Here is an 11,427-nt window from a genome sequence, read left to right as displayed (position 1 = left end):
TGAGGCTAAGGAAGAACTTCAGGATATGTTCTCCAGGAGGTACTCCTAATGGTTTACACAAAATTATTGACACAACCACTTACAGTAAGCGTCCTTCATGGGAAGAGATATTTAAGAGGGCTGTTTAACGGCCCTCTTTCTTTTTTAATGGATAATCATCCAGATATAGTTTGCAAATCTTTTTGTCTTCTTGTCGTAACATTCAACGGATATGCGATTTTTCCATTTTGTAATTTTTATCAGTTTGCCGAGCTTTATTGTGTTTCCCTTTTTTTTCGCTCTCATCCAGCCCTTTTCACTTATGTAGATTTGACAGCTTTTATAGCTTTTCGGGTTTTTAATTACTGCTTCTATGTCTACCATGTCGGATTTGATGTATCCTATGGGTGGTATGTGCTTTATTACCGGTAACGGTTCTTTTTTAAGCATTCTTTCAAACTTTATCATTTTGCTCCAGCTTCCGACTACGGGCTTTCTCGGTATGAGAAAAGGTGATGTAAGAGAAGAAACGGCAGAATCGTCCTGGGAAAATAGGGCCTTAAATCCTAACTTTTTTAGTGTTTCTATATAAACTCTGTTATATTCGCCGTAGGGGAATGCGTAAAATGCCGGTTTTTGTCCCGTTAGTTTTTCTATCCTTTTTTCTGCCTTCAGTGTATCTTTTTCTATCATTTTAACGTATTTATCAAGGGGCATTGTCTTTATCATCTTTGCAAATCGGAAATGTTTATAAGAGTGATTTCCAAACGTCACTTTTGGATACTTCGAAATTTCTCTTAGTTCCCCTTTCGTAAGATAGGCAGGGAATCTTGCTACCCCTTCTGCATACAGGAAAAGAGTGAAAGGAAAGTTGTATTTTTTGAGTATTTTAAATGCTTTCATTGTGGAGCGGTAACCGTCGTCAATAGTAATAGCAACGGTTTTATCGGGTATCGGCTGTCTTTTATAGAGGTAATCTACTATTGTTTTAAGCGGAACGACTTTGTATCCATGGGTTTTAAGGTATTTCATCTGTTTTTTGAAGTCTTTTATGGAGACAGAAGTGGAGGGACTTTTTTTTTCACCGAACTTGTGGTAAATGAGAATGGTTGCGTATCCGGCAAAGGCTTTACAGCTTAACAGTGCAGTTATCATAAATGCAGTTATCAAACTGCTGAAGATTGTTTTTCTTGATAACATGTTGTAGCCTCCTTACATACTCATCTCTCAGGATAGAGTAATTCCTGAGATATTTTGCGAGCTTCAAAGCATCTCTTTCTTTGAGCCTTGCGATTCTTAAATCTCTATAAGCCCAGCCGGTGTTTATATTGTAGTAATAGTCTTCGATAGATGAAAGTAACGAAGTGTATTTTCTCAGCCTTGCGGTGCTATTTTTTGCCTGTATCGCTTCAGTTTTGTTATCAAATGTCCATATTCCAAAAATGTTGTTACCTTCAATGAAGAATCGGGATGTTCCCCATCCGCTTTCTATAGCTGCCTGCGCTATGACAAGGCTTGGGGGTAATGTGTTGACTCTTATTAGCAGTTCGTCTAAGTTCTTTGTTCTGTATTTCTTTTTCATACGGGTTAAAAACTTTTTCTCTTTTTCCGTTAAAGGTTCTCCTTTATTAATTTTCTCCCTTATCTTTATAAGTATTTCTCTTTCTTTATCGATTATGCAGTTTGCCTTGAGGACGGCAGGAACAATCATTGCTATGAAGGCTTTTTTTCTTTTTGAATAACTTAAAGTTAATAAGTTAGCGGGTTTTTTGATTGTTTCTTTTGGTAGAACACATACTTTTTCTTCGGTTTGTGCATGGATTTTATTTTCTGTTTCTGTTTTGTTTACCGCCTGGAAAGTCTCTTGCTCTCTATTTTTTTCGCATCCGTAAATCGAAAAAACAGCTACAAATATCACTGCTACAATTTGTTGAAACATGTTGAAAGATACCTCTTTAAAAGATTTTCAGAGGTGAAATTTATCCTTTTTTGGGTTGGATTCAAGAAAGAGAGAAGCCGCCGAAGGGCAGCTTCCATTATAGGCTTTTCAGTTGATTGAGAGTTTGAGAGAGTTTATTGTAGATCTCTTTTACCTCTTTGAGTTTATTTCTGTCTTTTTCTATGACCTCTTTCGGAGCCCTTGACAGGAAGTTTTCGTTTGAAAGTTTCTTCTCAAGTTTGTTTATGTCTTTCTCAAGGGATTTGAGCTTTTTCTCAATTTTCTCGATTTCCCTTTCTATCTCTATGAGTTCACCTACTTTTACGTAAATCTCTATCCCGGGAAGGAAGAATGAAATTGCCTTTTCAGGTTTTCCTTCTGTAAATTCAACAGATGAAACCCTTGCAAGCTGCTTGATGCCCGGTTCCATAATTTTTATTGTTTCTTTCAGTTTTTTGTCGTCTGTTTTTATCTCAATCGGAACCGCTGTTGAAGGGGGTATGTTAACTTCTGCTTTTATGTTTCTTACGCCCCTTATGATTTCTCTTACGGTATCGACAATCGCGGCTTCCTCGTAAGAGATATCTTCTTCCGGCCATGGTGCTAGGACTATTGATTCTGCATCCTTGTTCGGAAGCTTTTGATATATTTCCTCCGTTATGAAAGGCATGAACGGATGGAGAAGTTTCATCGCATCTCTTAAAACTTTAAATAGAACAAATGCTGCAGTTCTCTTTTCCGTTTCGGTTCCTTTGTAAATTCTGTTCTTTGAAAATTCTACATACCAGTCTGCAAGCTCGCCCCAGATGAACTGGTATATGGCTTTTGCCGCATCGTTGTATCGGTAGTTTGTAAGTTCTCTGTCAACGGTTTTTGCTGTTTCGGACAGCTTTGTTAGTATCCACCTGTCTTCCGGATAGAGCTCTTTTTCTCCCTCTATGTTTATGCCTTCTGTTGCCGTGAAGATAAACCTTGCAACGTTCCATATCTTGTTGGCAAAATGGCGGTATCCTTCTATGATTTTTTCTGAAAGTCTTATGTCTCTTCCCTGTGCGGCAAGAGCTGCAAGTGTAAATCTTAACGTATCAGCGCCAAACTTTTGAATCATATCAAGGGGATCTATAACGTTTCCTTTTGTTTTACTCATTTTTTGTCCATGCTCGTCTCTTACAAGGGCATGAACATAGACATCAGAGAACGGCTTTTTGCCTGTGAAGTGGTATCCCATCATCATCATTCTGGATACCCAGAAAAAGATGATGTCAAAACCTGTTACTAAAAGATCTGTTGGATAGAAAGCTTTTAAGTCGTCTGTGTTTTCAGGCCATCCAAGTGTTCCGAAAGGCCAGAGTGCTGAACTGAACCAGGTATCAAGAACATCTTCGTCCTGATAGATATTCTTACTTCCACACTTTTCACATCTGTCCGGTGTCTCTTCTGTAACGGTAAGGTGACCGCACTCTTCACAATACCAGACAGGGATTCTGTGTCCCCACCATATCTGTCTTGATATACACCAGTCTCTTATGTTATACATCCAGTCAAAGAATGTGTTTTCCCACTGTTTCGGTATGAACTTAATTTCGCCAGTTTTAACGGCTTCAATTGCCTTTTCCGCAAGAGGTTTCGTCTTTACAAACCACTGGTCTGAGAGGTATGGTTCAACGACTGTTTTACATCTGTAACAGTGCCCTACAGAGTGAATGTGTTTTTCCACTTTTTCAAGCAGACCTTCATCTTTAAGCATTTTTACGATTGCTTCTCTTACTTCGTATCTATCCATTCCCTTGAACGGTTCAACTGTAATTTTTGCCCAGTCGTCCATTATCTGTATAGGTTCAAGTCCATGTCTGTTTCCAATTTCAAAGTCGTTGAAGTCGTGGGCAGGAGTAATTTTAACTGCGCCGGTTCCAAATTCCATGTCAACGTATTCATCGGCTATTACGGGTATTTCTCTGTTAACGATTGGAAGGAGGACTTTTTTGCCGATCAAATCTTTATACCGTTCGTCGTTCGGATTTACAGCTATGGCGACGTCACCTAACATTGTTTCAGGTCTTGTTGTTGCAACGACAATGTATTTTCCCTCTTCACCTACTACTGGGTATTTTATATACCAGAGGTTTCCTTTTTCCTCTTCGTGTTCTACTTCAAGGTCGGAAAGTGCAGTGTGACATCTTGGACACCAGTTGATGAGTCTTTTTCCTTTATATATAAGGCCTTCTTTGTAGAGTGTTACGAAAGCTTTTCTGACGGCTTTTGAGAAGCCTTCATCCATGGTGAATCTTTCTCTTTCCCAGTCGCAGGAGGTTCCTAATTTTTTAAGTTGGTTAATTATCCTTCCACCGCAGGATTCTTTCCATTCCCAGACTCTTTTCAAGAAATTTTCTCTTCCGACATCGTGTCTTGTTAACCCTTCCTGAGCAAGTTGTTTTTCAACAACCCACTGGGTTGCAATTCCTGCGTGGTCAGTTCCCGGAATCCAGCAGACTTCGTATCCTTTCATTCTTTTCCATCTGCATGTGATATCCTGAAGGGTGGAGTTTAGGGCGTGTCCTATATGAAGAACTCCTGTTACGTTTGGTGGTGGAAGAACGACGCTGAATTTTGGCTTTTCTCCGTTCAAGACTTTTTTTTCGTCTGCGTGAAAGTATCCCTTTTTGAGCCATTCTTGATACCATTTATCCTCAAACAGTGCTGGATTGTAAGTTTTTTCCATCGGGAGCCTCCTTGTGGTAATAGTTGAGAAAGTGAAAAGATTATACACCATTCGTTGTATTCACCCTTTACTTTTTTATGTTTTGATGATAAATTTGCACCTTGCAATCAGGTAAGGAGGTGATACTATGGCTAAGTGTGCAATTTGCGGAAAAGAGACAATTTTTATCAATAAGGTTAGCCATTCTCACAGAGTTTCAAGTAAGAGACAGAAGCCAAACCTTCAAAAAGTAAGAGTCGTTGTAAACGGTGAGAAGAAAAGAATCTGGGTTTGCACAAAATGCCTCAAGGCTGGAAAGGTAGTTAAGGCAGGTTAATTTGCGGCTTCGGCCGCTTTACTTTAGTCTTTCAACTGTCTTTTCCACGTTCTTTGCAAATTCTTCAACAGATGTTGTTCCTATGTTGTCTGAGTAAAATCTTATAAATCCCTCTTTGTCTATGAATATAGATGCTGGCAGTTCTTTTATTTTCAGTTGCTCTTTGAAGAGCTTGTAGATGTATGAGTCAGCGGTCAGATGAACATTTTGAAGTTTCATATCTTTTTTGTATCTTGAAAGGATCGGATAATCGGCATCATTTACGTCAACACAAATGATAATTACATCTTTATTTTTACCGGCTATATCGTCAAGTTTTTTAATCAGCTCTTCGGAAAGCGGTGAATAGGGATTTTCAAAGAAGAAAACGACTATCTCTTTTCCCTTTGCATTTTGGAGTTCAATGGTTCCTTTTAATGTTCTTGCTTTGAAATCGGGTGCTGGAATTTTGCTTTTTTCTGCCTTGTAAGGTTTTTTATTGAGTATTTTTTCTTCCATGTTTTCTTTTGTCGGCCTTTTGTCTTTAGGTAGAAGGATATACCAGTCTGCTAACGCAGGAGCTGTTGTCAGTTGTGCTAAGAGAACGATGGTTGCTATTACTTTTCTGTCCATTCTCTCAATAACTCCTCTGGATTTTCACTTCTCATAAGTGTTTCACCTATCAGGAATCCGTCAATCCCTTTTTCTTTGAGGTAGTTAATATCATCTTTACTCTTTATTCCGCTTTCTGTGATGCATATTTTTCCGACGTCTTTTATTATCGGCAGTAAGTTCTCTGTTGTTGATAGTGAAACAGAGAAAGTTTTCAGGTCTCTGTTGTTTACACCGATGATTTCAGCGTCTGCTTTAATAGCCCTTTCTACCTCTTCCCTGCTGTGGGCTTCAACTAAAGGTTCCATTCCAAGCGCTCTACCGACTGAAATAAAGTTTTTAAGTGCTTTGTCATCAAGTATTGCCACTATGAGGAGGAATGATGAGGCGCCGAGGGCTTTTGCTGCGTATATCTGGAATTCGTCAATTATGAAGTCTTTTCTAAGGACGGGAATTTTTACCGTCTCTGCAATCTCTTTTAGGTAGAGGGGTGAGCCTTTAAAGAATTCTACATCTGTAAGAACGGAGATGGCTGCTGCCCCGCCTCTTTCGTAGCTTTTCGCGATTTCCACCGGGTTAAAGTCTTCCCTTATTATTCCCCTGGACGGTGATGCTTTTTTAACTTCTGCTATAATATTTATGCGGTTTTCAGGGAAGGCTTTTCTAAAATCAAAAGGCACTTCTCTTTCCACTGCAATTTTTTTTACCATATCAAACTTTATTTCACTTTTTCTTCTTTCAACTTCTCTTATTTTGAAAGCTACGATTTTCTCCAGTATATTCATTTTTTCTTCCTCTTGTTTTTCTCTCTTATCTTTTCAGCCTTTCCTTCAAGATTAACCTGTTTTGCCCTTGCAATTGCAAGTGTATTTTCCGGTATGTCTTTTGTTATAACAGAGCCTGCCGCGGTAATGGAGTTATTTCCCACATTAACAGGTGCTATAAATAGCGTGTTGCTTCCGACGAAAACATTTTTGCCTATTTCCGTTTGCCATTTGTTGTATCCGTCATAGTTGCATGTGATTGTTCCTGCGCCGATGTTTGTGTTTTCTCCGACTGTGCAGTCTCCTAAGTATGTTAAATGGTTTGCCTTTGCTCCTTCTTTCAGGTGAGCCTTCTTTGTTTCTACGAAACTTCCTGTTCTTGCTCCTTTTTCAATTACCGTTCCTTCTCTTAATCTTGAGAAAGGTCCTGTCGATGCACCTTTTTTAAGATGCGCCTTTTCAACGTGACAGTGGGTTTTTACAACAACTTCATCTTCTATCACAGAGTCTATGATTTCTGTAAATGCACCTATCGTGCACTGTTTGCCTATAGATGTTTTACCTCTTAGATATACGGGGCCGAAGATTTCCGTGTCTTTTCCTATTTTGACTTCCGGTTCAATGTAACAGGATTCGGGATTGTGGATTGTTACCCCGTTAAGCTGGTGATTTTTTATAATCCTTTCACTTAATATTCTTTCTGCTCTGGAGAGTTCGTAGCGGTTGTTTACTCCCATTATGGAATTAAAGTTTTCCGTTTTTACAGCTTTTACTTTCAAGCCTTTTTCTTTGAATATTTTTAAAACGTCAGGAAGGTAGTATTCTCCCTGTGCATTGTCGTTTTTAAGGTTTCTAAGAGCCTCAAAGAGAGGTTTCACCCTGAAGGCGTATATGCCCGAATTTATTTCTTTTACCTCTTTTTCTTTATCTGTTGCGTCTTTTTCTTCAACAATTTTTAAAACCTCTCCGCCATCTCTTATGACTCTTCCGTATCCGCGGGGTGTTTCTGTTTCACCTGTGAGAACCACCATGTCGCTCTCTATGGAAATGAGGTTTTTGATATCTTCGGGGTTTATCAGTGGTGTGTCGCCGTTAAGGATGATAACCTTTCCATTGTAATTTTTAAGAGTTTTTTCGGCGCACAGGACGGCGTGTCCAGTGCCAAGCTGCTCTTTTTGAACAACCGTTTTAACGTTAAGATTTTCTTCTTCTAAAAATTTTTTAACAAGATCTCTTTTATGTCCCACGATTACAATTGTTTCGTCGGCTCCTGCCCCTTCTGCTGCTTTTACAACATACCAGAGCATCGGTTTGCCGAGTATCTCATGCAGGACTTTCGGAAGTTCTGATTTGAAACGGGTGCCTTTTCCAGCTGCGAGTATTATAACTTTGAATCCCATCTTTGCTCCTTTAATACTTTCCTTCTAAGTAGTCTTTTAGTATTTTTCCGTGGTCAAAGACAATCTTTTCAAAGGGTATTTCATCGTAAGGAACAATAATTGCTTTTTTGGCGTCGTCAGCACCTTTAGGTTTCCCCCGGGCAACACATTCAAAGACAACAGATACAGTGTGTTGTCTCGGATCTCTATTCGGGTCAGAGTAAACATGGAACTGTCTGATAATAACAACGTCAAGACCCGTTTCTTCTTTCATTTCCCTTATAACTGCTTCTTCAACGGTTTCTCCGTAATCAACGAATCCTCCGGGAAGAGCGAGTCCTGTGGGCGGATACTTTCTCTCTATGAGAACGATTCCTTCAAATTCTCCTTTTTCATTCTGCATGTTTATTATTCCATCAACTGTCAGATACGGTGTTTTTATGTTAACAACGGCCATTTAGTTGCCTCCTTTTTTTGACTTTTCAAGTTCCGCACTTACCGAACCTATTGTGATGTCTCCCGATATTTTTACTGGTATGTGGCTTTCGTCTGTTGTCAACCACATGTAAACATCACCTTTCATTTTAAATACACCTTTTGGGGTTACTTCTGAGGAAAGTGAGCATTTGTAGGTTTCGAATGTTCCCGCAGGGACTTTAACTTTCTCTTTTTTGAGGACTTTTACGTGCGTCATTATAAATTTCTTTCCAGTAAATACGGGAAAATCTGTGTGGGCACCTACCTTAAATATGCCGTGCTTTCTGAAGAAATAAATTCCTGTCATAAGGTCTTCAAAGGGAATTGAAGGTATTTTGTATTCTTTTGTTGTAGGTTCATGTCCCGGTTTTTGTTTTACGACGGTTACGGTCATGTTATCAAGGTCGTAGCTGAACAGTTTATCTTTTATATAAGTTCCTTCTCTCTGGGACATAAATGTTTTCACAGGTGTTTTTAACTTTATATCCCAGAGGCTGTAACCCATATCCCTTATATCTTTGAAAAAACCAACTATACCTGCAGTTCTGACTTTTGATTGTATTCTCAAGTATTCCGTTCCGTTTTTAGTTATTCTGGCAACATCACTTTCGGCGTTTGCCACGTGAAAAAATAACCAGTGGAGTGAATATTCCAGTTTTTCTCCGTTAAAATCATACTTTGTGCCTTTTTTGTCATAGTTATAATCTGGTTTAAACACCTTCTTTACCTCTTTGCTAATAGATGAACATGGCATCGCCATAACTGTAAAAGCGATAGCCGTGTTTAACAGCCTCTTTGTAAGCATTTAGCACCTTCTCCCTGCCTGCAAATGCGCATACAAGCATTAAAAGTGTAGATTTTGGCAGATGGAAATTGGTAATTATTGCATCCACCACTTTAAAATTATAACCTGGATATATAAACAGGTTTGTTGAGCCTTCTAAAATTTTTACTTTTCCGCCTTTTTCGAATCCGCTTTCCAGCGTTCTTACAACTGTTGTTCCGACGGCGATTACTCTTCTTCCTTCACTTTTTGCTTTTTCTATCTCTTTTGCCGTATCTTGCGGGATTTTAAAGCTTTCATAGTGCATTTTATGTTTTTCAACTTCGTTAACCTTAACAGGTCTGAATGTTCCGAGCCCCACGTGGAGCGTTATTTCTTTTATGATAATTCCTTTTTCTTTCAACTGCTTTAAAAGCTCTTCCGTAAAATGAAGACCTGCTGTAGGAGCTGCTACCGCTCCCTCTTCTTTTGCAAAGACCGTTTGATATTCTTCTTTGTCTTTTTCTGTATCTTCTCTTTCTATATAGGGAGGTAAGGGAACATGGCCGATTTCGTATATCTTTTCAAGCGTAGATTTTGGGGAATGAAACCTGATTATCCTTTTTCCTTCATCTTCTATTTTGAGAATTTCGCAGGACAGCTCATTATCAAAGATTACCTTTTTCCCTGGTTTTAATCTCTTCCCCGGTTTCCCTATCGCCTCCCAGATATCCTTTTCTATCTGTCTTGTTAAAAATATTTCAACCTTTCCGCCGGTGAAAAATTTTCCTAAAAGTCTTGCCGGTATGACCTTTGTATTGTTTATAACAAGGACGTCTCCTGGCTTAAGATAGTTTTTAATGTCTCTGAAAATTTTATGTTCTATTTCTCCGGTTTTCCTGTTTAAAAGTAGAAGTTTTGCACTGTCTCTTGGTTCAACAGGAAACTTTGCTATCAGATTTTTCGGGAGTTCGTAATTAAAAAGAGAAACTTTCATTACCACCTCAATATCTCTTTATGGGTTCGTATAGCGTTGTTCTCTGAACGGGAGTGAAACCTGCATTTTTTATAAGCCTTACAATTTCGGAGAGAGGAATCCTATACTTTACTCCAGCAGCTGCGACAACATTTTCTTCTATCATTAGAGATCCGAAGTCATTGGCACCGAACTTAAGAGCCACCTGTGCCATTTTCCCCCCCTGTGTTACCCAGGATGCTTGAATATTCTTGATATTATCAAGGTATATTCTTGATACAGCTAAAACTTTAAGATACTTGATTCCAGAAGCTTTTTCTTTTACTTCCTGTCCAAGTTCGGTGTGGTCCGGCTGGTAACTCCACGGTATGAATGCGGTGAATCCTCCGGTTCTGTCCTGGAGTTCCCTTATAACCTTTAGATGACTGATTATGTCTTCGTCTGTATCTACGCTTCCAAACATCATGGTAGCAGTTGTTCTTAGCCCCATTTTATGAGCAGTTTCGTGAACTTTTAACCATTCGTTGGTTTTAGCTTTATTTGGGGCTATGCGATTTCTCACTTTATCAACCAATATTTCGGCGCCACCTCCCGGAATAGAGCCAAGACCTGCTTTTTTCAGTCTATCTATAACATCTTTTATAGAAAGGTTAGATACTTTTGCTATATGGAGTATTTCAGGTGCGGAGAATCCGTGAATATGAATTTCAGGGAATTCCCTTTTAATGAAACGGAGCATGTCTTCGTAAAAATCTATTTTTAAATCCGGATGAAGACCGCCCTGAAGGAGTATAGCCGTACCACCAAGTTTAACAGTTTCACCTATTTTTTCTCTCAAGGTGTCTTTTGATATTACGTATGCGTTCTTATCTTCTTTGTTTCTATAAAAAGCACAGAACTTACACTTACAGATACATATATTCGTGTAGTTAATGTTTCTGTCAATTACAAATGTTACTACTCTTTCCGGATGAAGTTTGTTTCTGATAAAGTTTGCGAGATATCCCAGAGTTAGTAAGTCATTAGTTTTGAGTAGTTCAACTGCTTCGTCTTCCGTTATGCGTTCTCCGTTGAGAACCTTTCTGGTGATTGTATCTATAGGCATTGGAAGCTCCTAAGAAATTTTGTCAAATTATACCTTAAAACTATTGACACAAAGTCGCTGATGACTAAATTATTTATTCGCTCTTTGATAAAACAGTTGAATAAGCGGGCGTAGCTCAGTTGGTAGAGCACAACCTTGCCAAGGTTGGGGTCGCGGGTTCAAGTCCCGTCGCCCGCTCCATTTATTAATTTTCGGTAAGAAAAAAAGACAAAAAGGGTTGACACGAAGAATTGGCAGCCTATATTTATCTCCCGCGCGAAATGAAAGTGCTAATAAAAAGTCGGAAAGGGGTTGACACCCGCCGACAAGAGGCATAAATTCAAACTTCGCGCGGAAAGAAAACACAAAAAGTTCTTTGACAACAGAATAAGGGGTGTGTGCCTGCGGAAGAGGCTCAAGGTTGCCTATGGTAGGTGACT

11 protein-coding genes and 1 tRNA gene are annotated in these 11,427 nt (G+C 39.1%); 2 read left to right on the top strand and 10 right to left on the bottom strand.

All coding sequences use genetic code 11. The annotated features are described in order from the left end of the window. Positions 1-144 precede the first annotated feature (144 nt). From BLW93_RS08195 to BLW93_RS08185, 3 genes are all read right to left on the bottom strand, one after another. Positions 145-1,179 (bottom strand): polysaccharide deacetylase family protein, encoded by a 1,035-nt coding sequence (locus tag BLW93_RS08195; protein ID WP_216818677.1) that lies wholly within the window; start codon positions 1,177-1,179, stop codon positions 145-147. Further along, a complete protein-coding gene (locus BLW93_RS08190; RefSeq protein ID WP_076713594.1) occupies positions 1,109-1,918 on the bottom strand; it encodes a glucosaminidase domain-containing protein in 810 nt (269 codons plus the stop codon). The genes BLW93_RS08195 and BLW93_RS08190 overlap by 71 nt, the downstream gene beginning before the upstream one ends. Before the next feature lie 97 nt (positions 1,919-2,015). Then, a complete protein-coding gene (locus BLW93_RS08185) occupies positions 2,016-4,637 on the bottom strand; it encodes a valine--tRNA ligase (protein WP_076713593.1) in 2,622 nt (873 codons plus the stop codon). A gap of 127 nt (positions 4,638-4,764) precedes the next feature. On the opposite strand from BLW93_RS08185, the gene rpmB reads away from it, so the two are divergent. Beyond that, the gene (gene rpmB, locus BLW93_RS08180) at positions 4,765-4,953 is read left to right on the top strand and encodes a 50S ribosomal protein L28 (RefSeq protein ID WP_076713592.1); all 189 of its coding nucleotides are present in this window, start codon (positions 4,765-4,767) and stop codon (positions 4,951-4,953) included. Between the two features lie 18 nt (positions 4,954-4,971). Here rpmB and BLW93_RS08175 read toward each other — a convergent pair whose 3' ends face one another. From BLW93_RS08175 to mqnC, 7 genes are read right to left on the bottom strand one after another with little or no spacing between them, the layout of a single operon-like run. Continuing rightward, a complete protein-coding gene (locus tag BLW93_RS08175; RefSeq protein WP_076713591.1) occupies positions 4,972-5,565 on the bottom strand; it encodes a TlpA family protein disulfide reductase in 594 nt (197 codons plus the stop codon). Beyond that, on the bottom strand, positions 5,550-6,329 hold the full coding sequence (gene trpC, locus BLW93_RS08170; RefSeq protein WP_076713590.1) for an indole-3-glycerol phosphate synthase TrpC: 780 nt from the start codon (positions 6,327-6,329) through the stop codon (positions 5,550-5,552). Before trpC ends, BLW93_RS08175 begins: the two co-directional genes overlap by 16 nt. Then, on the bottom strand, positions 6,326-7,708 hold the full coding sequence (gene glmU / locus BLW93_RS08165) for a bifunctional UDP-N-acetylglucosamine diphosphorylase/glucosamine-1-phosphate N-acetyltransferase GlmU (protein ID WP_076713589.1): 1,383 nt from the start codon (positions 7,706-7,708) through the stop codon (positions 6,326-6,328). The genes trpC and glmU overlap by 4 nt, the downstream gene beginning before the upstream one ends. Before the next feature lie 10 nt (positions 7,709-7,718). Then, positions 7,719-8,144, bottom strand: a complete 426-nt coding sequence (locus tag BLW93_RS08160) for an NUDIX domain-containing protein (RefSeq protein ID WP_076713588.1) — start codon at positions 8,142-8,144, stop codon at positions 7,719-7,721. Continuing rightward, positions 8,145-8,882 carry a DUF3108 domain-containing protein gene (locus tag BLW93_RS08155; RefSeq protein WP_076713587.1) on the bottom strand — a complete coding sequence of 246 codons (738 nt, stop codon included), beginning with the start codon at positions 8,880-8,882 and terminating at the stop codon, positions 8,145-8,147. Positions 8,883-8,898: 16 nt separating this feature from the next. Further along, entirely contained in the window at positions 8,899-9,924 is a 1,026-nt protein-coding gene (queA, locus tag BLW93_RS08150; protein ID WP_076713586.1) for a tRNA preQ1(34) S-adenosylmethionine ribosyltransferase-isomerase QueA, read from the bottom strand. Between the two features lie 7 nt (positions 9,925-9,931). Continuing rightward, positions 9,932-11,008, bottom strand: a complete 1,077-nt coding sequence (gene mqnC / locus BLW93_RS08145) for a cyclic dehypoxanthinyl futalosine synthase (protein ID WP_076713585.1) — start codon at positions 11,006-11,008, stop codon at positions 9,932-9,934. 104 nt (positions 11,009-11,112) lie between these two features. Between mqnC and BLW93_RS08140 the strand changes: the two genes are divergently transcribed. Beyond that, positions 11,113-11,188 (top strand) — tRNA-Gly (locus BLW93_RS08140). The last annotated feature ends 239 nt before the right edge of the window (positions 11,189-11,427 follow it).

Source organism: Desulfurobacterium indicum, assembly GCF_001968985.1.
Lineage (GTDB): Bacteria > Aquificota > Aquificia > Desulfurobacteriales > Desulfurobacteriaceae > Desulfurobacterium_A > Desulfurobacterium_A indicum.
Note: the sequence above shows the minus strand (reverse complement) of the source record. Positions and strands in the feature narration are given on the sequence as shown.